Source organism: Actinomadura sp. 1N219 (assembly GCF_044326405.1).
GTDB lineage: Bacteria > Actinomycetota > Actinomycetes > Streptosporangiales > Streptosporangiaceae > Spirillospora.
The window spans coordinates 305,977-326,801 of record NZ_JBIRAY010000006.1 but is presented as its reverse complement, the minus strand read 5'-3'; the positions used below and the strand labels follow the sequence as shown (position 1 = coordinate 326,801).

Below are 20,825 nucleotides of genomic sequence, written 5' to 3'. Positions count from 1 at the left end.
ACGGGTCTCCGTAATCCGTGGATGCGGGTTGCGGGGATGGGCCTGGCGTGGCCGCGTGTGCTTGCCGGCGACTGCGGCCACGCCGGGCGGTCAGAACGCGGTGGTGAATCGGGCGAGCGCGTCAGCGACCAGCGCCAGCCCGCCGAAGAGGGCGCGGGTGGCGTGTGCGGCGCGTTCGGGCTGGCGGACCAGAAACAGGCCCAGGACGATCCAGAGGCAGGCGAAGGCGCAGCGGCGCAGGAACATCAGGTCCATCCCTCGGTCAATAGGTGTGGCCGTGGCCGTTGCAGTCGGGGCAGGTGGAGCCGTCGGAGGCGATACCGCCCCCGCCGCAGGTGGCGCACACCCAACCCACGAGCCCGAGGAGCCGGACTAGCGCGCGTGGCGGGCACAGGTGCTGGCTGGTGGTCATCAGGCCGCCCGCCCGGCGTCGTCGCTGCTGTTCTGCTCGGTGTCGAGGACGATGTTGTGGCGGTAGCTGTCACGGGCGAGGGATTCGCGCTTCTGCCGCTCGGGGATGTGGACGATGGCGTAGGTGATGCGACCGAAGGTCTTCTCGGCCAGGTAGTGGCCGCCGCGCGAGCGGCGGTCGGTGACCTCGGCACCTAGGAGGGCGGCGGTCTGGTCGACCAGCGCCACGGCGGAGGCGTCGTCTTCGGTGCGGGTGAACACGTGGTAGTGCTCGCCGTACTCATCGACGGGAACGGCCGGGTTGGCCTCCAGGAAGTCGGCGAGGGCGCGCAGGCCGGTGATGGTCTGGTGTCGGGCGAACAGGTCACCGGGCACAACCGGGGATGTCTGGCCGGTGGGGTTGTCGTGGGTGGTCATGGCGGTTTCCTTCAGGCGGTCAGGCAGCGGGCGCGGTTGTTTCGGTGCGGATCTGGCGGAGCAGGTCGGAGGCGAGCTGGTTGGACACCCCCAGCCGGGCGCGGAGCGCGTCGCGGGTGATCGGCCGTCCGTGCTCGGTCTGGTGTTCGGTGGCGACACGGCGCGCGAAGTCGACCAGCGGCCCGCCCGCAGCCGACGAAGACGACGCGGGGGGTGGGGAGGGTGCGGCCGGTGTCTGCTGGACGGGGACGGGGATGGAGGTCTGTCCGTCCCGCTCGTCCTCGCCCCGGTCCTGGTCGGTGTCACGCTGCCCGGCTGGAACGGCAGCGGCGACCGTGGGGCGGTCGTCCTCCCACACCACCCAAGGGGACGAGGACGAACCCGACGAAGGCGCAGACGGGGACGGGGACGGTGTCGAGGACGGACGGCCGAAGGAGTCCGGGACCAGCGCGGGATGCGTCGTCGCGGGGGTGACGGTCTTTCGGCGTTCCAGCATGGAGACGGCGACCAGGAACGCGCCCGCCGGGGTTCCGGCCGTGATCCAGCCCCACACCGACGGGTCGGCTTGTGCGAGGTTGGCGGCCAGCGAGAGCAGGATGCCGCCGACCAGGACCAGGGTCGGCCAGGTCAGCCGCCCCGTCTGGCGCCCGGTCTGCTTGTCGCGCTGGCGCTCCCCCGCCGCCATGACGCAGGTCAGGTCGATGCACACGGCGATGGCCCAGGCCATCCAGCCGTGTTGGCCGTGTTCGGTGGCGGTGTCGCGGATGTGGGTGAACGACCCGGCGGCCGCGATCCCGGCGAGGACGACGACCGGCCCGGAGTCGGCCACGGTGGCCAGGATGCGGCGGGTCATGCCGCCCGCCGGTCGGTGACGAGGGCGAGCAGCGCGGCCAGTTCGGCGTCACACCGGTGGGTGTCGGCCCACTCGTCCACCTCGGCGGCGCGGGACGAGGTGAAGGAGTCGGCGCAGCGCTGGCACCGGGCTAGGTGCAGGGACCGGAACTCGTCCCACTCGACGCCGACCGGCCACACGTCCCAGGACGAGACAGGGGACGGCCGGGACGAGCGTGAGGACGGGCCGGACGAGGGGGACGGGACGGCGACGAATCGAGGACGGGGACGAAGAACGTGGACGCGAGTGGCCATCGGGAAGCCTCCAGTGCCGGTTTCGGGTATGGGTCGGGTAGGGACGTGGCGCGATCAGGCTCACGCCGAGCCGGAGATGAGGAAGGTGAGGGAGGAGAGGGGACCCGGTTAGGCGGCCGGGCGAGCGGTCGGGACCGAGCCGATCAGCGCGTCCCAGTCCGGGGTCAGATGGGCGTAGTCGTGGGCGGCTTGCTCGGCGGTGGATTCGGGGACGTAGACCGACCGGGCCCGGTGCCAGGAGCCGTCTTGATCGGCGACCACGCACACCCCCGGAGTCTCGGCCGGGATCGCGCGGGCGGCGTCCTCGGCGGCCGGGTCGAGGTCGCCGAGCGTCATGTTCGCCGTCTCCGGGTCGTTGACCCGGTGGCACACCCGCCCTGACAACTGCGCCCGCAGCGCCGTCACACCGGGGCCCAGGTCGGAGCCAATGCGCTGGCCGCAGACCACCAGGTAGACCGCGAACGCACGGCCGAGCTGGGCGAGCCGCAACAACGCGGTGGCCGTCCGCGCGATTTGGTCTTTCTCGGATTTGTCGGCCATCAGGAACAGTTCGGCGACCTCGTCCACCAGCACCACGACCGGCACCGGCCGCCGAGACTCAGGCAGCGTCCACACGTTGCGGGCACCGTGCGCGCGGCACAGCGCCATGCGGGTCTCGACCTCGCCGACCAGATCGGCCAGCAGGTCAACCGACTCTTGGCGGGTGGTGGCCAGCGCCGACAACCGGGGCGCATAGGGCGTGAACTCCACCCCGCCCTTGAGGTCGAACCCGACGAGCGCGACCGGTTGCGGAGCCAGCCCCTTGATCAGGGCGTTGGCCAGGTTGGACTTGCCCGATTGCGTCGCGCCCGCGTTGATCCAGTGCGGCACCGTGCGGAAGTCGATCACCCAGTCGCGGCCGTTCTCCAGCTTGCCGGGCCGCACCCGCAGCAGCTCCCCGGTCTCGGGCTCGGCGACCACGTCCACCAGCGGGTCACGCAGGGTGGCCCACAGGGTGACGAACCCCGGCCGGACGTCGACCACGCGCACCGAGTGCACCCGCCAGGCGTGCGCGATCCCTTCGGCCGCTTTCTCATAATCGGCCGGGACCTGCCCGTCGTGCAGCCGCAGCCGCATCCGCCAACCGAGGCGGGTCGGCCGCAGCACCCCCAGCCGCGGAGCGCGCTCGACGTCGACCCGCCGCACCCGCCGTTTCTGCTCGACGACGGTCGCGGCCGACCGGGACGCGGACCCGACCACCGGGACGGCGTCCAGGGTGAACCGCAACCGCCGCCGGTTGCGCGTCAGGCGGCAGCCCGAGGCGACATGATGCCAGGTCAGATACACCAGCACCGCCCGAGCCGGGAAGCCCACGCCGTACCAGAACGAGACCGGGCGCCACCGGCGCCAGGCCCAGAGCCCGACCGCCGAAGCGGCCAGGACTCCGAGCACCAGGACGAGATCAGTCATGACCAGGCCGCCGCTCAGGCCACGTCCGCAGACGCGGGACCGGTCGCCGAGACCGGGCCGATCCGGTCGGCGCGGTAGGCCACGCCCCACCGCTTCTCGCCGCCCAAGACGGCCTCCCAGGGGAACGCGACCAGACCGCCCGGGGTCACGACCTCGCCGATCGTCACCGACTGGTCGCCGACCACCGCGACGTTGAGCAGCTCCACCCGCCCCGTGGCGTCGGCCGCCGACAGCCCGACCGTGAACACGGTCTGCCCGTTGCGGTCCACCTTCACCTCCCCCGTGTCCTGGTTGATGACCTTGGGACGCGGCGCGGACACGCACACGAACGTCAACGCCGACACGTCCACCGGGATGTTGCGCATGAACCCCTCCAGGGCTCGAAGTGACTTACCTAGATACAAAGATACCTAGGGAAGTTACTAGGTCAAGCGCCGGACCGATATTTTTCGCAGGTACCTAGAAACCTAGGCGGAGGCGTACACTGCCTGACATGGCGAAAGGCCCGGTAGACCGACGCAAGCCGTACGTGCGCATTGCTGACGACCTGCGCCGTGACATCGGGTCCGGTGTCTACGCGGTGGGGGATACTTTGCCGCCGGGCGCCAAACTGGCGGATCAGTACGGAGTGTCGGGCATGACGGTCAGCAACGCCATCGCCGTGTTGCGCGAGGAGGGCTTGGTCACCACCCGGCAGGGAGCCAGGGGTGCAACCGTCATCGCGACCCCGGACACGCAGGACGCCGGCGAGGCGCCGCCAGAGCGCAGTGAGGAATTCCGACTCCTGTTCGGCCAGCTCCAGGACATCCGAGGACAGCTCCGTCGTCTGGGTGCCAGGCTCGACGATCTAGACGAGCGAACGAAGGATCTTTAACCAGGGCAGCGCGCCAACCAGCTCATTCCCCCGGACACCCCGTCCGTTGTCCAGGCCAGCCCCCCCGCGTACTCCGCGAGGGGCTCAACTCCTTATGGACGATGACCGCGTGGCAGGGGCGGCAGGGGATGCCCACAACCCACCGACTTCCCTGCCACGCGGTCATCAAGGCCATGGCCACCCGTCGGGGGGCGTGATGACCATGGCCAGCTCTCGAACCGACGCCGCCTCCACAAGGCGCCACCCACCGCCGCAGGGCACCAGCACCAAGTGGGGCCGGGTGCACTGCCGGAATCAGCATGAAGCCCCGAAACGCGCGGCTAGCTCATGCAGGACGGCGCCGTCGTCCATCAGCCCGTTCCGTCCGCCCGGACGAACCAGCGGCCAACACCCACGGCAGCAGCCCAGCCGCCACCTTCGACGCAGCCAGATTCACCCGCGAACACGGCGCAAGCAGCTCCCCGGTACTCGACCGGTACCACCACCCACCATCACAACGGACAACAGTGATGCTGTCCCCGATGCAAGGCGTGTCCGGCCGGTAAACCCGCAGCATCAGCGGCGTGTCGCCGTATCGCGGTTCCGCCGTCCATCCGGCGCGCCGTACCGCCCGACCGAGCCGGTTCAGCAGGCGCCGAGCGGTGAACGGTCGAGGCGGCGCGGCGGGTGCATCCAGGGGGCTAGGCACCCACCGCGCCGTCTCAACCTCCCCCGGGGCCGTTCCCTCCCAAGAGACGGCCCCATTCGGTGATGGCGCGGAATTCACGCCACCATCACCAGGCCCTTTTCATGACCGGACGCCCGGCACGCTGCCGCTCCAGGACAAGCGCCTCACGCAACTCCGCCGAGTCCGACCGGATCACCGTTGGCTCAACGCCAGCGGCCGGGTCATGCAACGTCGCAACCCAGTCGCCGGGACGACCGTCCCCGCGCCGAGCCCGCCAGATCCGGTGACCGGTGAACTCGTCCCGGAGCCGACAGAGCACCGGGTCATCAGTCCGCGCACGCATTTCCATCGCAGGGTTCCCCATTCGAGGTCACTCGCCTTATGCCGCGTCTGTCTCGCGAGGCGAAGGGATTGATTTGGTCCCGTGAACCCGAGCCGCGATCTGCTGTGTCCGCGCGTTGAGATCATCGAGTTCCGCCGTGATCTCGGCGAGTTCCGCGAGAAGGATCTGACGCTCTTCCTCAGTCAGCCCGACCGCCTTCTTCCTGGTCATCGAATTCCGCGCCCGAGAAATGCGAGCGATTGAGGCCCGGTGATCACTGGTCATCGCACGTCTCCCCGAGATGTGAACCGGTAGAGCCGCCGACGCAACTCGGCCGCGCTCTGGCCGTACAGGACGCCCCAGCCCGGACGGTCGGCCACCCACCGGCCGGACTCTTCACGCGAGATCAGCCAGCCGGGAAAGTCGGCCTTGAGCCCGTCCCCGAGCCGCTGAATCAGCATCGACGCGGCTACCCCGTTGTGCTCGTTCACGGCGTCACCACCCCGTCCCCACCCGGACGGACCTGTTCGGCGAGCCTCCGTGCCGCGCCGGAGATGTCGTTGACCGGGTGCTGACACTCGGCCCGATCCCAGGAGAAGTACCGCCCCGAGTAGGCGACGAAGACCCAGACGAAGACACCGCGCACGTTGGTGAACACGGCCAGCCCGGCGACGTCCTCACGGACCTCGGACCGAACCTCGTATTCGGTCAGCTCTGCGCGCAGTCCCGCCAGCAACTCGACTTCGGGAGTGGTGTCGGTGTTCACACTCCAAAGGTGGCCGGGAGACACGTCACGTCGCATTACCGCCTGGATCGCATCCAGGACGCATCCCTCTCGTCCTGTCTCGTCTGGTGCTCGTCTGTGTTACGTTCCTGCCGTCGGAAGGTTGGTGATGGCGAATCCCCCCGTGCGCCTCAAGGTGCTACTACGCGAGAAGCACTGGCAGACACACCAGACCTTTTGCGTCGAATACGACAAAGCGGCAAAAGGCATTGACCGGGACCTCGTCGGCACGTGGCCGAGCCGGGCCCAGTTCCATCGGTGGTTGAGCGGCGAACTCAAAGGCCTCCCATACCCGCATCACTGCCGCGTCCTGGAGAAGATGCTTCCCGGCTGGACGGCGGAACAGCTCTTCGAGCCCTGCCCGCCCAACGAGTCCAACCAGCCGCAGAGCAACCCGGACGAGCCCGTGTCCGCAGACGTGGCCGAACTACTGGCGACGATCGAGCTCCAGGTCGACTCTCCCGAGACCGGCGAGATCAACTGGGGAGCCACCACCCGCGCCATGCCCGCAGCCAGGGCCAGACTTTCCGCACCGAGAAGGGCCCCGAGCGACCGCACCCAGGACATCGGCCGCAGGCTCCTGCAGCTCCAACGCGAACGCCGACTCAATGACGCCGAGATCACCGAGCTTGCCGGCCTCTCCGGTCACGTCGTCGAGCTGGCCAAGACCGTCACCTTGGAGATAGCGGAGGACGGAGCCGCACTCCTCGAATACCGCTTCGACATGCTGAACCTGGGCGACAAGCCGCAGGCCCGCATGTCCCGCGAAGTGTGGTTCGAGCACACCACCGGCCCCCTGATCATCAAACCCATCCCCGACATCGACCGACGCATCGCCATCCAACGCATCCACGACACCACCAACCTCGCCAAGTTCGCGTTTCAGATCTCGCCTCCACTCCGGCCGGGGGAGTGGGCACGTGTCGGCTACGTCTGCGAGGGCGGGAAATTCGACCTGAATCACTACTGGCGCGAATCGATGCCCCGCTACTGCCGCCGCTACGAGATCAACGTTCGGCAGCGGCACGTCGACCTGGGCGGTTGCACGGCCAGCGAGGAACACCCGGACGGTTCGGAGAACTCCGCCACAGATAGCCTCGTTTGGGACATCGACGGCCGCGACGCCGTCATGTCTCTGACCCGTGACCATCTGCGCCCGAACCAAGCCGTGACGCTGCGCTGGGAGCCGATCCGTGAACCTGCGTGACGAGATCGAAACGACCCTACGAGCCTGGCACGCCTACGAAACGGCCCGCGGCACACCCGCCGTCATCGACTTCGATTGCGCCCCCACGACCGCGCACACCGAGCCCGCCACCAGCCGCCTGGACGTTCACCAGCGCCTCACCGACCTTCGGACCCGCGCCGCAGAAGCCGGAGCCGACCATCTCACCACCCGCCTCACCGCAGATCTGGCCTACCTCGGCGCCTTGCTGGGCGAACACCGCCCCCTGAACGACTACGTCCAGGCAACCCAGGGATGCACCGCCGCCGGATGGCAGGACGGCTACATCACCCACCGCGGCGACCAAGCCCGCCAAGCACTGGCCGCCCTGGGCATCCAGTGGGGCCCCGACACCGCCCGAGACCTGCACGGCACCGAAGGCCCGATCGAGACCGACGAGGCACCCGACGCCATCCGCCAGGCCGCCACCGACTACGAGGACGCCGTACGCCAGGCCACCGGCAGCAGCGCCCCATTCACCCTCACCATCGAGACAGCCGATGTAGACGCCTACTGGGCGTACTGGCTAGACGGCGCCGGCGACAAGGTCCGCCTACGCCTCAACCTCCGCCACGCCAGCTTCACCAAGGTCGCCGCCCGCCAGTTCGCCCTGCACGAGGTACTTGGCCACGGCCTCCAGGGCGCGAGCTGGTCAGCGAGAGCCGCCGCCGAAGACGTCCCCTGGGTCCGCCTCTCCTCCGTGCACGCCCCCCAACAGGTCCTCCTAGAAGGACTCGCCCAAGCGCTCCCTCTCTTCCTCACCCCGGACGACGAGCTACTCATCACCCGCGTCCGCTTCGATCACTACAACCAACTCGTCCGCGCCGAGTTGCACAAAGCCCTCAACCAGGGCGCGAGCATCGCCGAACTAGCCGACCACGCCCGCTACCGCATGCCCTGGGCCTCAGACGCCGGTATCTCCGACGTCCTCACCGACCGCGGAGCCAACCCCCAACTCCGCTCCTACCTATGGGCCTACCCCGCCGGAATCGACTGGTTCGCCAACCTCGCCGACACCGACCAGGCCACCAGAGCGACCGTCCTACAGGCCGCCTACCAAGACCCGCTAACCCCAACCGACCTCACGGCCCTCTGGCCGGAAGGCCCGATCATCGGCGGCCAAGACCCATAAAACCTAGGGTCAGCGGACCGCCTGCCCACCGGATGAGAACTTTCTCTACGTCTTCAAGGGCGCCCGCTACGCGGCCGCCGCCGGTCGGTCCGGGCCGGGCATGCGGCCTCTCCGGGCCGACCCGCCCCGGGCCGACCGGCCTGCGCGGAGGTTGATGACGACGAACTAGCACAATCCGCCTAGGCCTCCCTGCTGGGATGAATGGGAGGCAGGTAGGCCATGCCATGACAAGGCGGCGGAGACATCGCCCCTCAGAGGGCCAGAACGACAACAAAACACACCGCCACGGTGATCGCGACGGTAGCCGAGGTGAATTATCAGCCAGTAAAGCCTTGCACCAGTCCACGGGGGCGCGACGCAATTACTTCCGCGGCCGAGTCACCCTGTATTGGGCAGGTTCAATAGTCCATGGCGACGTTGCGAGGACTACAGTTGGGTCAATTACGCGAATGGGGTAGCCAGCGGCTCTAAGACGCTCGTAGTCATCCCGAGGATCCCGACGTAGATCGATCTCTCCCCAGAAGTGAATTTCGTAGCTGGAGCCGTGGCGCAGAGCCACCCGATACTCGTTGGCCGAAAGGAAGAACTGGATGTCGCGACCGGCAGAACCCTTGACTTCGATGCGTCGCGTCGTGGCCGCTGAAACTTCGATGTCGTATCCAAAGGAGTCGTCATCCCGACTCACCCAGGTAATCTGGCCAATGGCTCCGACATGCGCAGAGCGTTCGAGTTGAACGGAATACTGCTCGGCGCGATCTCCGATTGCTTTCCGACGCTTCTCGATGTGCTCCCAGGCGGATCGGCTATCGGGCGGCAACTCGTTCCAAACGGAATCGAGCTCAAGCCCTGTTTCGGGTCCAATAAGAAGCTGGCCGGCGACTGTTACATCCGGCATGCGTGAAAGCAGACCAACTAACTGGGGGGCCGCTGACTGGGCGACAGCGCGACCACAGCGATAGCCGTCGGAATCTCGACGGAGAGTAGCCCGCAACGTACGAATCTGGTCCGCCATAAAGCCAGACTGCATGATCACAGGTACGACGGCATGATGTCCGTAGTTCCGAAGATTCCGACGCAGGCGATCTCCGCGGGGTGATCGCCCTATCATCCCCTCAATATCAGTAACAAGGTTCAATCGGAGAAGGCATGTGAGGAGATTTTGGTTGGGCCGTCGGGCAACTCCAACCCGAGCTTGGAGTAGCGTTAGCGCACTATTGGCCTCAACGCCGCCAGCCTGGTGGCTGGGAATCACCGACATGCAGGTGATGAGGTGCTCAACAAATACTTCAGTGAAGTGATGGGAAGACAGGATGATCTCGCTGTTGTCGCTCATTCATCGCGACCCAGAAGATAGGCGATGAGCGCTCGCAGGTCGTCGATCGTCCCCTCTGCGGCGTCGGGTCCGTCCTCGATTGGCGCGAGCGTGGCCCCTTGAAGAAGTTGGAGCATAGTGGATTCCTTGGCGATGAGGGACCGATGTACCAACTCGTCTGCAGTGGGCTGTCCGTCGACGGTGGCGTGGAGGACATGCACCCGAACCTCGGCATCGGGTGGTAGACCGAGGCGGTGGATGCGGTCAATCGACTGGAGCCACTGCGCACAATCGTAAGTACGGTCGAGGTAAATAGCGTTTCGGCAAGACCGGTGAAGGCTGATCGACTCGGAACAAGAGGCTGGATTCGTCACTAAGATCGCCTTTCCTTGATGTCCAAGGAAGCGTGCGATGACAGCCTCCCGGGATTCATCATCATCGGAAAGTTCGTTCACTGATGAGATGTCCTGTGACTGTGCCGCCACACGACCGTCGACCTGAAACACAGGGATGTCTAGCACATCTCGAGCAAAGCTTGCGAACTGGTCGAGATTTCGAATGAAATTGCTCCAGACGACACACTTCTCGTCCGCCTTGAGATCACGAATAATCTGGCCCGCGGCTAGAAACTTTGCCGGGGGGGTCGCGATTGGACTGAAGTCAGCTATACGTGCCAGAAGAGTTGGTGTTGCGCCTTCGGAAGCCCGCGAGTAGTGACCCTCGTTTAGTACCGCAACATTGGAGGCAGCTTGCAAAAGCCGCATATGGCGTCCCCTGCGGAGGATGGCCAGCCGATCCGCCTCTGACGGATTCGCGGTCTGGAGTGCGCGCCGAAGGTGGTTTCGGAGTAGGTCATAGACCTCGGCCTCCTCAGACGACAGTTCAACGTCAGAGTGTACAATCTCGGGCGGCTGCAACCCGAGTTCCGCCTTTGAGGTACGGGTAACGAACGGTAGTACAGATGCAATTACCTGCGGGAACTGGCGCTCGACGCGCGGCTTGAACTGTGCCTTTGGGCCGGTGAGCTCCTTGCCTGGCCACATAATGCTGAGTTGCGAGAATAGGTCCAGTCCAGATTGAGGCATTGGCGTGCCCGACAACACCATCCGAACGCTGGCAAGTGATGCGATGTCAATGACGGCCGGTGCCCATTGACCGCCGTTGAAGCGCTTGATGCGGTGGGACTCATCAGCGACCAACATGACACGCGATCTTCTGCACAATTCTTTCAAGGCTGCATTGTCGGACACAGCGCCTGGGTAGCTTGTCAACAGAACGGTGCGAGGTCCAACTGTGCGGATCACTCTACGACGCTCAGTTGCCGTGGCGGCGAGTCTTTGCGTGCGCCAACTAGGGAGGCAGATGGAGGTCTCGGTCTCCCAGGGTTGAAAGCTAGAAAGTGGTCCAACGACGACTACTACGTCGATCATGGAAGCCGCGTTATGCGCGGCAGCTACTGCGAGAGTGGTGGCTGTCTTGCCGGCACCCGGCACGCTGAAGTTCGCGGCATTCGCGGCGGTGAGCGCATGAATAGCCGCATGTATCTGATGCTCACGCAGCTCTCGACTGGCCCGATTCCAGCCTGCTTGCTCCAGCAACAGCTCGAACTGATCGCGTGAGATCTCGGATGATCCATCCCTGTAGCGCTGAGCTGCTTCCCGTGCCCGGCTGAAGCTTTTTTGTCTCTCCAGATCACGCTCAACCGAAACGTCCACGGCTCCAATTAGCTCAGGACTGTAGCCGTGCGAAACCAGCCACCGGTTGACTTGGATGCAGAGCTCTTCGAGTGTTCGTGCCTTCGGTTTCAAACGCCATGTATCGCCTATTCGCTGACCGCCGAGTATGCCCTCGAGGAACAATCGGAGCGGGCGTGTCGACTTGAGTCCCTCGACGAAGAGGGCCTCTCCGTCAACGCGGAGGCGTCCGACAGGACTGTCGTCGCTCATCCGAGTGCTTCGAGCGCTTGACCTGCCCAGGTCTGGATGTCGCGCACTACGTTCCTCGCAGCGTCACGTGCGTCATCCTGCAACTGGATGAGGGCCGACAAATCGACTGCATCAAGGCGTGCGTGAGCCTGATCGAGTTGTCGCTTCACGTCGAGACTCGAAGCGGCAAATCGGTCGAGCGTTCCCGCGATGACTTCTCCGACCTCACGCTTGGGATAGTCCTCAGGACCGATAACGCCACTGAGGTCATCTTCCTCAGATTCATCCGAATCGGGTGCGGTCGCGTCGCTCAATTCGGGGTAGTCCACTTCCGGCTGAGCGACTTCAGGATCCCATCCCGATTCTTCCTCGACCTTCAGGATTCGCTGCATCATGGCATCGAACTGAGTGCGATCTGAACCGAACAGCTTCCGAAGTTGACGAATCTCGCGATACCTGCACCCCGCTTGCACTGAGGCATATGCGGCCTGGAGCAGTTCGAACTGCTGGTCAGGCTCGTCTTCGTAAGCCGACAGACATAGGCCGACCTCACGAAACACCTCTACTTGCCTGGCAGCGAGCGAGTACCGCCCCGGGGCGTTGATGTAACTTAGGTAGTTGTCGAGAGCTCGGATGGCGTAGAGCTGCTTTGAGGCGTAGCTGGCATCGTCCCGACCTGCATAGTGCTTGAGACGGCTCGCGACGGCGGCGATGGAGTCAGCATCGTCCCAGTCGATGTTCTCCAGATTGGCGGCGTCTTTGAGAGCCAACAGGGCGTTTACGTCCTGGTACCGCTTCTTGAAGTTCTCAGTTAGCTGCTCCCGCTGCTCCATCCGGAACAGTTCGCTTTCATCGACGTCATCCGTCGAGAGAATGATGGCGTCTACCCAGTTGAGGTCGGCTCCATCACTCCGCTGTCGCTTGAGCATCGCGAGCCGTCGATTTCCGTTGCGGACGGTTCCGTCTGGACGGATCCAGAGCGGTTCCGCCTGCCCTCGCGCCTGCCAGTCCTGGCGCAGTGCCAGGAAATCCTTGGACGGAGTTCCGACCGCGATCCCCTTCTCGAAGTCGACGTCAAGCGACGAGTCGCAAAGAATCGCGATGATACTCGACTCGTCGTCTTGATTATTCGCTGGATCAAGCGGGCGTCCGAGTTTATGCTCAACGAGCTCGCGCTCTGAGCTAAAGCGCTTGTTGTCAACGTTGAGGACCAGCCGTTCAATCGGCACCTCCCAAACGTCGTAGTACGCCCAGGCGTCGCGTACCCAGATCTTGTGCTGAGCTTGCTTCCCGGCCCCTGTCGCCTGCCGCTTCCGTGCGGCGATATCGCTCTTTCGTTCCTGAGGGGTCACAGCTAACTCTCCGAAAGGTCGGTGGGTCAGTAGCTTGTGATTCGCGTGTTACTGGGGTTTTCGGGCTGAGGTGTGACGTCCCGAAACCAGCGCAATCCGGGGCTTAGCCATCGCCCAAGCATGTTTGAAAGAAGCAAGGTCACCCTTGCCTACGCGGAACTCGGACTTGGAGATGTGGCCGAGCCAGTTAGCAGGCCAGTCGCCCAACTCGTCAGCTGAAACAGCCGTCACTTCATCCTTGTGTCGTGCAACGACGACAACATCCCACTCGCAGTTGCCCTCGGCCGCATGATGACCCATGTGGGGGTCGGCTAGCACCGGCCAAAGCGCCACCACCGAAAGGTCCGCAATGTCAAACGCCTCACCGAGGGCTTGCCAGGCTTCTGCCTTCGCAGAGTGATATGTGAACACCAGAGGGGTGTTCGGACGCAATCGTGTCAAGGTCGACTTCAGAGCTCCGCCCAACCCTGTGGCGAACGTATCGACCGGGGATGATGACTCGGGCAGCAGTGGGGTGCCCGCGAGCTCCGGAGCGCGCAACCATACTCTGAAGAACTCCGAAAGTTCTGAATATGCGATGTAGTCAAAATATGGCGGGTCTGTGACGCACACAGTGGCATCGCAGCCCTCCTGGCCGGCCGGGTCATCGGCTGATCTGCACATCACGTCGACCGAGGACGCCTGTACTGGCAGGTCAAGCCAATGCCTTTTAATTCTGCCATTGACCGTGGCGGCGCGTCTCACCCTCGTGTCGACGCGTTCAGAGATCCGATTCAACGCACTCTTGAAAGTCCCTCGGCCTGAGGTGGGATGGAACGGGTTGAGTTCGACAGTAAGGGCGGGGACTGAAAATCCTCGAACGCTGAACAGCGGTGCCAAACGGCCCCAGTCGCGCGCATAGCCACACAGGAGATTGTTGGATGACAGAGCGCCTGTCAGCATTAGTGTGAGGTCACGTTCAAGTTCAACAGAGTGATCTGCATTGCGTACGTCTGAAAATGCATACACGAATACTGCCCACTGGCGCGAAGTGAACAAGGATCGGGTCGTCGAGAAGCCGACGCTCACTGGCCGCCGATCGCGGCGCTTCGTTTCGAGAGCGACGTCGAAGTCTGCCCCCGCGGGTGCCGTTTTCGCTGCATCGATCACGAGTTGCTGGTCGAAAGGTTGCGCACTTCTTATTCTTCGATGGTGGCCGGTGCGCGTCTCCTCTACGGCGACCAGGACACGCTCCGCCTGCGCGATGGCAAGGTCCTCGTAACTGGATGACTCGCCACATCCCGGGCAGAAATACTTCCCGCGCTTATAGGTCCCCGTGTGGATTCGATGACGCCGCCCGCAGCACCGTACTTCTTTTCGGTTGAGCTTCATTGCGTGCACCGTGAGGCACTCAGGGCAGAACGTATGCATTTCATCATCGCGAGTAACCGAGCCGGGCTTTCCGGAACTGGTTGCGATAATGAGGTCTTTGTACAGGAGGCCCGCTTCGCCGCATCGGCCACACTCCGGTCGAGTGAGCCAGAACCAGTGGAGGGGAGTCCAGTCTTTGTCTGGGCCAGCGAACGCGCCGCCCAACGTTCCATTTAGTCGCTCGATGAGAGCCTCGGCCTCTGACTTGAACTGAGCGACCGGACCATGTAGTTCAGAGCCGACGATCGCTACGGCGAGGGGATCGACGTCGCGCCCTGCAACTGAGGCTCCCATTCGAGCCGACTCGACCAGGCTTGTGCCGCCGCCCATAAATGGGTCGTAGACGACTGCATCGTTCAGCCAATGCCCAGGGCTCCTATGTCCTTCCCAGAAGGTTTGTTGCCCGACATCGCGCCCAAAATGTGAAGCGAGCAGGAGTGCCCGCACGAGCGTAGGTGGCCGCCGGGCGAACCACTTGTGAACGCCATAGACAGGATCCCTGCCTCGCCGGTCAGCGGCCACGAACCGACTCACCTCGATATACGGAAACCACGCCTCGATCAGGCGCGCGTGCGCCCCCTGACTCGCGTGACTCGCGCGGGATTCCATCTGCCTCAGTCTAGTGGTAAACCCCATCGAAACCGTGCAGAAACGCTCAGGGCAGCCGCAACTGAGGGGCCTGTTCGAGTGCCGCGACGTGTTCGCAGCAGCTCGTACGCCATGGCGGACGATGACACCGGCGCGAGCCAGGCGTTATGGCGCGTGTTGCTGACAGCAGAGTCGATGGTTCGGCTAGAGGTGCCGCAGTGTCTTGACGGAGTTGGCTCAGCGAGCGTGAAGCGGGGGCCTCGCGGCCCCCAGCCCCCCGCGGGCCGGCGGACACACCCGCGCGAAGCTGTCTGTCACACCTTGGGCGCCGTTCGCGCGGGTGAGCCCTCCGGAGCGGTGAGCGCGATCCTGGAGCGGCTGTGCCCAATACGGGCCGAAGTTTCGGTCGCCGGACGGCGTTGGTGCAGGTCATGGGAGTCCCGCGGTCGGACTGTAAATCCGTCGGCTTAGCCTACCCAGGTTCGAATCCTGGACCCGCCACCCCTCAAGAAACAGCCTCTGACCTGTGCCAACGGTCGGAGGCTGTTCACGTTCCAAGATCCGACGCATGCAGCCAGATGCCACCGAACGCCGCCGGATGTCACCGGTCCCGGAATATGCGCGGAATGGGTCCGAGCGTGTTCCCGCAGGTTGCGCCAGGAACGGCGAAGGGGCTCCGGCGCAAACCGAAGCCCCTAGAGCGTAGGTCGGATCAGTCATCGAGCGCATCGTCGATCCGCTGGTTCGCCCGGTCGTGCTGGCCCAGGATGCACTTCGCGTAGACGCGCAGCAGAACGGCCGCACTGTGCCCCGCCCATTCAGCCACCTAAAGCCGGAGACACCCCGCGCTGCCCCCATCCCGACCGGCCGCCACGGGGTATGCGCCGCCGCCTCAGTCGTCCTCTGCGTCCGCCAGACCCATGTGGACGGCGAACGTTTCCACGAACTCTCGGTCCGTCGGATCTGTCTCACTCGCGGCCAGGGCCGCCAGCTCGTCGGTGAGCCGCAGCTTGTCCGCGTCGGAGAGCTGGTTGAGAAGGTAAGCGGCGTACTCCAGCTGTTGGAGCGCCGTGTCGTCGTCCAAGACCGTCTCGTCGCAGGCTTCGAAGAACCTCGTGTACGCGACCACCGTCTTGAGCAGCTGCGTGACCAGCTGAGGAGACTCGCTCATCCCCGCATTCGACCAGTCTCCACCGACAAAGCATCACCTGCTGGGGCTAGGGGCTGCGCGGGGGATTTGACCCCGGCACTACCACCATCTGGGGTTGTTGCCTGAGCCCGAGCGGCTGGCGAACGGGTACCGGGAGTACCGGCTGCGGGACGGCGTGGTGCTTGCTCGGGTGCGGAGGCTGGCGGAGCTGGGGCTCGCGCTGGACGAGATCTGGGGACGTCCTCGCCGACGAGCGAGGACGGGAGTTGCGCGAGGTGCTGGCCGAGCGGGACGCGGATCTGGCCAGGCAGCAGGAGGCCATCGGGGCGCGCAGGGCGCGGCTCGCGGCGTTGCTGGCGGACGTGGGGTTGGGTGCCGATTCGGTCGTGTCGCCGGAATGGCGGACGTTCTGCGCGGCCTGCCGAGCGACTCGCGGTTCGCGGAAGCTGACCGGGGGATGCTGGCGTCGTCGAGACTGCGGCCGGGCCCGGGTCCGCAGCGATGCTGCGTCCGCTTACTGAGCCGGGAGCCGCGGCGCGGGCGGAACGGATCTAGGGGTGGTTGGACGAGATCGCTGAGGCGCCGACCGACGACCGACGACCGACGACCCCAGAATTCCCGGGATTGCCGAAGAGGTTGTGACTCTTCTGCCGGAAGCGCTGGCGGACCTCGTGGTCGCGGAAGGCGCGGACGGTGAATGGCTGGACGAGATGTCCGCTGCGCAAGGCGAAGTCTTCTGGCTGGTCCTGAAAATGCTGCGGGACAGGGCGTGCTGACGGTCGTGCGGGCCGTCCTGGGCGGGGTGGTGCCGGCCGAGGTTGTCATCGTGGTGTTGCTCGTTTCGGGTGTGCCGCTGCCTCGTCTCGTGATGCTGGGCGGGGAGGTCCTCGTGGCGGGGGGATCGTGCTGGAGGTCGTCGCCGCTTGCTGGCTGGTGGGGAGCGGCGGCGGGACGGTGCCGGGTGGTGGGCCGCCTTTCGGAGCGGGTCCGCCGGATCATGGCGTTCGACCTGAAGGGCCTGGTCGGCGTCGCGTTGCTGGTGGTAGGTCGCCGGCACGGAGTGCCGCCTGGCGCGGTGAGCGTGTCGTATTCGGGCGGGCAGCTCACTTTCCAATTGGCGTTTCTGTTCGCGATGGTCGTGGAGACCGCCGTGGCCGAATTGCTGTTGCGGGGGACCGGCGCAAGCGCGGGGTTGCGTTCGGTGGTTCTGGTGGTCGACGTGTATTCGATCCTGGTTGTCGTGGCGATCATCGCGGCGTCCGTGACCCGACCGCATGTGGTGTCGGACGACGAACTGCGCGTCCGGTACGGGCCTTCTTCGACCTTCATGTCCCACGCCGTCAGATCTCGTCCGTGTGGTCGTTGAACTGAGCGAGCCGATCGTGGTCGTCCGTCCTCTGGGTGGGCGATTCCACCTGGAAACGGTGAAGAAACGTGGCGGTGTGTTGCATGGGGTGTTGTTGCTTCCATCCCTGAAAGGGAAGAGGTGTGCGCATGGCTCGGCACTGGCCGTCATCCGATTCGCAGCCTTCACGGCGTTTCGCACTTGGACTCCTGGGCGCCTTGCCTCTCGCCACGGGTGGGGTGCTGGCGTCCTCGGAAATCGCGGAGGCGACCGCGGGGACTTCGCGTGGTGGGCCGGGGGTGGGTGCTTACGATCGGTTCCTGAAGCGGCTCGCTGAGCAGGACGAGTTTTCCGGGACGGTTCTGCTCGCCCATCGTGGCCGTCCTGTACTCGCCAGGGCTTATGGCATGGCCGACAAGGAGCGGTCGATCCCTAACCGGGTCGACACCATCTACAACCTCGCCTCGACCGCCAAGACGTTCACCGGACTGGCGGTCGTCCAGCTCGCGCGGAAGGGCAGGGTCAGCTTCCACGAGCCAGTGGGCACCTACCTGGACGGATACCCGGACGAGGTCGCCAAGCACGTCACCGTCCACCAACTCCTCACCCACACCTCGGGCCTGGTGAACCACATTCTTCCCGGTGAGGGCGACAATCGCGTTACCAACAGCGTCGAAGAGGAGATGCGGCTTCGCAGCGAAGGGCACCGCAAAGCCAAGCCGATGTTCACTCCGGGAACCCAACATTCCTACAGCAGTGTCGGTTTCTCCATCCTTGGGGAACTAGTCGCGACAGTGTCGAAGGAGAAGTCGTTCCACAAGTACGTCGCCGACAATATCTTCGCTCCCGCGGAGATGACCAGCACCGCGTACTACACGCGTCCGGACTGGCTGACCAATAAGCGGATCGCCCACCCGTACATCTACCAAAACGACGGATCGCGCGTTGACGGCGTCCGGAATCTGGACGCGGGTGCGGTCCTGAACGGCGGAAATGGCAGCAACGCGGCCCGCGCCTTCATCGGCTCGGGTGGCGGCGGCGCCTTCTCGACGGCGTCCGACCTGGTCAGGTTCTCATTTGCCCTGGAAAGCGGCAAGCTGGCCGGACGCGCCTACTCCGAACTGTTCATGGGCATGAAATTCCCGAGAAAGCCACGGGACGATTCCGACGCCGCGACGGCCGGATTCGCGGCATACGGCCCGGTCGCCAGCATTTCCGGCGACCAGCGGCTCGTCGGGCACGGCGGCGGGATCGCCGGCGGCAACACCAACTGGACGATCTATCGCGACAGCGGCTGGATCGGCGTCATTCTCTGCAACTACGACCTCGATGTCGGCTCCATCATCGCCGAGGAGAGGAAGGCCGTCCTCGAGACGCCCCGCTCCCCGTGACCCCGGCCCCGCCCCCCGCAGGTGTGCGAGGGCCAGGTCAATACCGGAGCGGGGCAGGTCGGCGGGACGCGGGGTGAGGGTTTGGTCTACCTGTCCCCGTTGGCCCGGTTCACGGGGTAGACCTGCATCTGTGCAGGTGAGTTATGTGAGTGAGGCGACTCCGGGACGGGAGAACGAGGACTTCGTCGCGGCGGGCCCGGGGTGGGTCGTGCTGCTGGACGGGGCGACGGCGCCCGCGGGGGTGGACAGCGGATGCGAGCACGACCCGGCGTGGCTGGTGCGCAGGCTGGGCGGACGGATCGCGGCCCTGCTGGCCCTGGAGGACGGCAAGCCGCTGCCGGACCTGGTGGCCGAGGCGATCAAGGTGACGGGCGAGGCGCACACGAGGACGTGCGATCTGCAGAATCCGGACAGCCCGTCCGCGACGGTGTCGCTGCTGCGGCGCAGCGGCGACGCGGTGGAGTGGTTCGTCCTGGCCGATTCGCCGATCGTGATGGACGTCGGCGAGATCCGGGTCTTCCGGGACGACCGCGTCGATCATCTGCCCAGCTACACGCTCGAAGGCGTCCGGAGGTCCCGCAACAGCCCGGGCGGGTTCTGGGTGGCCAGCACGAAGCCGGAGGCCGCGTACGAGGGTCTGACCGGCGAGGTGCCGATGGAGGGGCTGCGGCGGGCGGCGGTGCTGAGCGACGGCGCGTCCAGGCTGGTGGAGCGTTTCGGGCAGATGGGGTGGGACGACCTGCTCCGGCTCCTGGACGAGGAAGGCCCGCGCGAGCTGGTCAGGAGGACCAGGGAGGCGGAGGCGTCGGCGGACGGCCCCCGAGGCAAGCGATACGACGACGCCACCGCCGTCCTGGTCCGTTTCTGACCGTCAGCTGACCGTCAGCGTTTCGCGGGTTGGATGTGGGGCCACCAGTTGCCGAGGTCTTCGGGCTGGTGCGCGGCTTCTACGCGGATGGTGGCGGGCATCATCGGGAAGCGGCGTCCGGCCGGGAACGTCCGTTCGTAGGACGGCGGGTCGATCACCACCACGCGAGTGCCGTTCACGACCGGGATGTCGGCCGGCACGCCCTCGTTCCAGACCCATTCGCCATGCGCGTCGACAAGGTTCCACGGGCTGGAGACGACGGGCGGCCCTGGCGGGACGTCGGCGTTCAGGAAGCAGGCGAGGATCTCGGGGGCGGGACGGTTCCCGGTCAGGCCGTCCGGGCGTCCGATGAGGGCGCCGGCGAGCAGGACGTGCAGCTGGAAGTTGTCCCCGATGCCGCCGATGGCGACCGTCCAGCCCTTGCGGCTGGCACGGTCCAGGATGAGCAGCCGCTCGCCGTCCAGGACGCGCAGCAGCGCGTGGTAGTGGTCCATCTGCCCGAGGTACTGGACGGCCTGCCCTGCCGTGAGCGCGCGGAAGTCGCGGTCGGTCAGCCCCGCGCGGACGGACGACGAGTTCTGCAGCACCGTGCACCCCGCCATCGTGAACTGCGGCAGCGCGAACCACGCCATCATCGCGGCGACCGCGCCCTCCCCGAGCTTCGGCGCGACCGTGTCGACGGCCTGCTGGGACGGCTGTTCGTCCTGCATGTCGGGCGGTTTGCCGCCGGTGGCCTCCTCCCAGGCGTTGGCGAACGCCAGCGCTCCGGCGGTGACCTCGGTGATCCGCTCGACGACGGCCCGCCCGGCGGGCGATCCGGCGTCGGCGCCGTTCTCGATCCAGGCGCCGGTGACGATGGCGAGCCAGCCGCCGAGGTTCGGCGGGGCCTGCGCGATGCCGTCGGCCATGCGCGGCATCGCGGCGGTCATCTCGGCGGGGGAGGCGGTCTGGGTCGCCTCCATGAGCTGGGGCAGCAGGTCGCCGAAGGACCTGTCCTCGGCGACCGCCGCCCGGACGATCTGGTCTGCGAGCTGATGGAGAGCCATGCTTGATCACC

23 protein-coding genes, 1 tRNA gene and 1 pseudogene are annotated in these 20,825 nt (G+C 65.7%); 11 read left to right on the top strand and 14 right to left on the bottom strand.

Annotation, left to right across the window (positions count from 1 at the left end):
* Window positions 1-90: 90 nt before the first annotated feature.
* From ACH35V_RS21245 to ACH35V_RS21220, 6 genes are all read right to left on the bottom strand, one after another.
* A complete protein-coding gene (locus ACH35V_RS21245) occupies window positions 91-255 on the bottom strand; it encodes a hypothetical protein (protein WP_395974580.1) in 165 nt (54 codons plus the stop codon).
* Between the two features lie 156 nt (window positions 256-411).
* The gene (locus ACH35V_RS21240; protein WP_395974578.1) at window positions 412-828 is read right to left on the bottom strand and encodes a hypothetical protein; all 417 of its coding nucleotides are present in this window, start codon (window positions 826-828) and stop codon (window positions 412-414) included.
* Between the two features lie 19 nt (window positions 829-847).
* The gene (locus ACH35V_RS21235; protein WP_395974577.1) at window positions 848-1,681 is read right to left on the bottom strand and encodes a DUF2637 domain-containing protein; all 834 of its coding nucleotides are present in this window, start codon (window positions 1,679-1,681) and stop codon (window positions 848-850) included.
* Window positions 1,678-1,974 carry a hypothetical protein gene (locus tag ACH35V_RS21230; protein WP_395974576.1) on the bottom strand — a complete coding sequence of 99 codons (297 nt, stop codon included), beginning with the start codon at window positions 1,972-1,974 and terminating at the stop codon, window positions 1,678-1,680. The genes ACH35V_RS21235 and ACH35V_RS21230 overlap by 4 nt, the downstream gene beginning before the upstream one ends.
* A gap of 108 nt (window positions 1,975-2,082) precedes the next feature.
* Window positions 2,083-3,423, bottom strand: coding sequence for an FtsK/SpoIIIE domain-containing protein (locus ACH35V_RS21225; protein ID WP_395974574.1), 1,341 nt, complete (start codon window positions 3,421-3,423; stop codon window positions 2,083-2,085).
* A gap of 14 nt (window positions 3,424-3,437) precedes the next feature.
* Window positions 3,438-3,788, bottom strand: coding sequence for a hypothetical protein (locus ACH35V_RS21220; protein ID WP_395974573.1), 351 nt, complete (start codon window positions 3,786-3,788; stop codon window positions 3,438-3,440).
* Between the two features lie 128 nt (window positions 3,789-3,916).
* On the opposite strand from ACH35V_RS21220, the gene ACH35V_RS21215 reads away from it, so the two are divergent.
* Together ACH35V_RS21215 and ACH35V_RS21210 are read left to right on the top strand one after the other, a co-directional pair.
* The gene (locus ACH35V_RS21215; RefSeq protein ID WP_395974572.1) at window positions 3,917-4,297 is read left to right on the top strand and encodes a GntR family transcriptional regulator; all 381 of its coding nucleotides are present in this window, start codon (window positions 3,917-3,919) and stop codon (window positions 4,295-4,297) included.
* 1,091 nt (window positions 4,298-5,388) lie between these two features.
* Window positions 5,389-5,550 (top strand): hypothetical protein, encoded by a 162-nt coding sequence (locus tag ACH35V_RS21210; protein ID WP_395974571.1) that lies wholly within the window; start codon window positions 5,389-5,391, stop codon window positions 5,548-5,550.
* A 17-nt stretch (window positions 5,551-5,567) separates the two neighbouring features.
* Here ACH35V_RS21210 and ACH35V_RS21205 read toward each other — a convergent pair whose 3' ends face one another.
* Window positions 5,568-5,777: a hypothetical protein gene (locus tag ACH35V_RS21205; RefSeq protein ID WP_395974570.1), complete on the bottom strand. Its 210-nt coding sequence runs from the start codon at window positions 5,775-5,777 to the stop codon at window positions 5,568-5,570.
* Window positions 5,774-6,052 (bottom strand): hypothetical protein, encoded by a 279-nt coding sequence (locus ACH35V_RS21200; RefSeq protein WP_395974568.1) that lies wholly within the window; start codon window positions 6,050-6,052, stop codon window positions 5,774-5,776. The genes ACH35V_RS21205 and ACH35V_RS21200 overlap by 4 nt, the downstream gene beginning before the upstream one ends.
* Window positions 6,053-6,194: 142 nt before the next feature.
* On the opposite strand from ACH35V_RS21200, the gene ACH35V_RS21195 reads away from it, so the two are divergent.
* Together ACH35V_RS21195 and ACH35V_RS21190 are read left to right on the top strand one after the other, a co-directional pair.
* Window positions 6,195-7,277, top strand: coding sequence for a hypothetical protein (locus ACH35V_RS21195; protein WP_395974566.1), 1,083 nt, complete (start codon window positions 6,195-6,197; stop codon window positions 7,275-7,277).
* The gene (locus ACH35V_RS21190; RefSeq protein WP_395974565.1) at window positions 7,264-8,427 is read left to right on the top strand and encodes a hypothetical protein; all 1,164 of its coding nucleotides are present in this window, start codon (window positions 7,264-7,266) and stop codon (window positions 8,425-8,427) included. The genes ACH35V_RS21195 and ACH35V_RS21190 overlap by 14 nt, the downstream gene beginning before the upstream one ends.
* Before the next feature lie 361 nt (window positions 8,428-8,788).
* On the opposite strand, the gene ACH35V_RS21185 is transcribed toward ACH35V_RS21190, so the two are convergent.
* Genes ACH35V_RS21185 through ACH35V_RS21170 form a run of 4 tightly spaced genes read right to left on the bottom strand, consistent with a single transcriptional unit; the run spans window position 8,789 to window position 15,035 of the window.
* Window positions 8,789-9,760 (bottom strand): DUF3883 domain-containing protein, encoded by a 972-nt coding sequence (locus tag ACH35V_RS21185; protein WP_395974564.1) that lies wholly within the window; start codon window positions 9,758-9,760, stop codon window positions 8,789-8,791.
* Complete coding sequence (locus tag ACH35V_RS21180) at window positions 9,757-11,685, bottom strand: SNF2-related protein (RefSeq protein WP_395974562.1); 1,929 nt, start codon at window positions 11,683-11,685, stop codon at window positions 9,757-9,759. Before ACH35V_RS21180 ends, ACH35V_RS21185 begins: the two co-directional genes overlap by 4 nt.
* Window positions 11,682-13,016: a hypothetical protein gene (locus ACH35V_RS21175; protein ID WP_395974561.1), complete on the bottom strand. Its 1,335-nt coding sequence runs from the start codon at window positions 13,014-13,016 to the stop codon at window positions 11,682-11,684. Before ACH35V_RS21175 ends, ACH35V_RS21180 begins: the two co-directional genes overlap by 4 nt.
* A gap of 48 nt (window positions 13,017-13,064) precedes the next feature.
* On the bottom strand, window positions 13,065-15,035 hold the full coding sequence (locus tag ACH35V_RS21170; RefSeq protein ID WP_395974560.1) for a hypothetical protein: 1,971 nt from the start codon (window positions 15,033-15,035) through the stop codon (window positions 13,065-13,067).
* A gap of 391 nt (window positions 15,036-15,426) precedes the next feature.
* Here ACH35V_RS21170 and ACH35V_RS21165 point away from each other — a divergent pair.
* Window positions 15,427-15,515: transfer RNA gene (locus ACH35V_RS21165), tRNA-OTHER, on the top strand.
* 391 nt (window positions 15,516-15,906) lie between these two features.
* Here ACH35V_RS21165 and ACH35V_RS21160 read toward each other — a convergent pair.
* The gene (locus ACH35V_RS21160; RefSeq protein WP_395974559.1) at window positions 15,907-16,185 is read right to left on the bottom strand and encodes a hypothetical protein; all 279 of its coding nucleotides are present in this window, start codon (window positions 16,183-16,185) and stop codon (window positions 15,907-15,909) included.
* A gap of 94 nt (window positions 16,186-16,279) precedes the next feature.
* Here ACH35V_RS21160 and ACH35V_RS21155 point away from each other — a divergent pair.
* The 6 genes and pseudogenes from ACH35V_RS21155 to ACH35V_RS21130 all read left to right on the top strand — a co-directional run.
* A pseudogene (locus tag ACH35V_RS21155) lies at window positions 16,280-16,336 on the top strand (hypothetical protein); the annotation flags it as partial.
* 94 nt (window positions 16,337-16,430) lie between these two features.
* Window positions 16,431-16,685 carry a hypothetical protein gene (locus ACH35V_RS21150; protein ID WP_395974757.1) on the top strand — a complete coding sequence of 85 codons (255 nt, stop codon included), beginning with the start codon at window positions 16,431-16,433 and terminating at the stop codon, window positions 16,683-16,685.
* Window positions 16,686-16,802: 117 nt separating this feature from the next.
* Window positions 16,803-16,940 (top strand): hypothetical protein, encoded by a 138-nt coding sequence (locus ACH35V_RS21145; protein ID WP_395974756.1) that lies wholly within the window; start codon window positions 16,803-16,805, stop codon window positions 16,938-16,940.
* Window positions 16,934-17,530: a hypothetical protein gene (locus ACH35V_RS21140; protein WP_395974558.1), complete on the top strand. Its 597-nt coding sequence runs from the start codon at window positions 16,934-16,936 to the stop codon at window positions 17,528-17,530. Before ACH35V_RS21145 ends, ACH35V_RS21140 begins: the two co-directional genes overlap by 7 nt.
* A gap of 128 nt (window positions 17,531-17,658) precedes the next feature.
* Window positions 17,659-18,900 carry a serine hydrolase domain-containing protein gene (locus ACH35V_RS21135; protein WP_395974557.1) on the top strand — a complete coding sequence of 414 codons (1,242 nt, stop codon included), beginning with the start codon at window positions 17,659-17,661 and terminating at the stop codon, window positions 18,898-18,900.
* A 145-nt stretch (window positions 18,901-19,045) separates the two neighbouring features.
* Window positions 19,046-19,768, top strand: coding sequence for a hypothetical protein (locus tag ACH35V_RS21130; RefSeq protein WP_395974556.1), 723 nt, complete (start codon window positions 19,046-19,048; stop codon window positions 19,766-19,768).
* A 14-nt stretch (window positions 19,769-19,782) separates the two neighbouring features.
* Here ACH35V_RS21130 and ACH35V_RS21125 read toward each other — a convergent pair whose 3' ends face one another.
* Complete coding sequence (locus tag ACH35V_RS21125) at window positions 19,783-20,814, bottom strand: hypothetical protein (RefSeq protein WP_395974555.1); 1,032 nt, start codon at window positions 20,812-20,814, stop codon at window positions 19,783-19,785.
* Window positions 20,815-20,825: the final 11 nt, after the last annotated feature.